The organism is Ruegeria sp. BF7 (genome assembly GCF_056538605.1).
The window spans coordinates 1-1,187 of sequence record NZ_JBQFTM010000054.1 but is presented as its reverse complement, the minus strand read 5'-3'; the positions used below and the strand labels follow the sequence as shown (position 1 = coordinate 1,187).

1 protein-coding gene is annotated in these 1,187 nt (G+C 59.4%); it reads left to right on the top strand.

Annotation, left to right across the window (positions count from 1 at the left end; genetic code table 11):
• A partial coding sequence (gene tuf, locus ACR0IK_RS24345) for an elongation factor Tu (RefSeq protein ID WP_480597428.1) occupies window positions 1-1,176 on the top strand: 1,176 nt, incomplete at its 5' end.
• Window positions 1,177-1,187: the final 11 nt, after the last annotated feature.

Sequence of the window (1,187 nt, the reverse complement as noted above, 5' to 3'; positions counted from 1 at the left end):
ATGGCAAAGGAAAAGTTTGAGCGTAATAAGCCGCACGTCAACATCGGCACGATTGGCCACGTTGACCACGGCAAGACCACGCTGACCGCAGCAATCACCAAGTATTTCGGTGACTTCAAAGCGTATGACCAGATTGACGGTGCGCCCGAAGAGAAAGCGCGCGGCATCACCATCTCGACCGCCCACGTGGAATACGAGACCGACAACCGCCACTATGCGCACGTTGACTGCCCCGGCCACGCCGACTACGTCAAGAACATGATCACCGGTGCTGCCCAGATGGACGGCGCGATTCTGGTTGTGAACGCCGCTGACGGCCCGATGCCGCAGACCCGCGAGCACATCCTGCTGGGCCGCCAGGTTGGCATCCCGAAGATGGTCGTGTTCATGAACAAAGTTGACCAGGTTGACGACGAAGAGCTGCTGGAACTGGTTGAGATGGAAGTTCGCGAACTGCTGTCCAGCTATGAATACCCCGGCGACGACATTCCGATCATCGCAGGTTCGGCTCTGGCCGCGATGGAAGGCAACAAGCCGGAAATCGGCGAAGAGAAGATCCGCGAACTGATGGCGGCTGTTGACGACTACATCGACACCCCTGAGCGTGAAGTTGACAAGCCGTTCCTGATGCCGGTCGAAGACGTGTTCTCGATCTCGGGTCGTGGTACCGTTGTTACGGGCCGTGTTGAGCGTGGTGTGATCAACGTTGGCGACGAGATCGAAATCGTCGGCATCCGTGACACTCAGAAAACCACCTGTACCGGTGTTGAAATGTTCCGCAAGCTGCTGGATCGCGGTGAAGCGGGCGACAACATCGGCGCCCTGCTGCGCGGTATCGACCGTGAAGGCGTTGAGCGTGGCCAGGTTCTGTGTAAGCCGGGTTCTGTGACACCGCACACCAAGTTCGAAGCCGAAGCCTACATCCTGACCAAGGAAGAAGGCGGCCGTCACACCCCGTTCTTCGCGAACTACCGTCCGCAGTTCTACTTCCGTACAACCGACGTGACCGGCACTGTGACCCTGGCTGAAGGCACCGAGATGGTCATGCCCGGCGACAACGTCGGCTTCACCGTCGAGCTGATCGCCCCGATCGCGATGGAAGACGGCCTGCGTTTCGCCATCCGCGAAGGCGGCCGCACCGTCGGCGCCGGCGTCGTGTCGAAAATCATCGAGTAAGACGCGTAAGC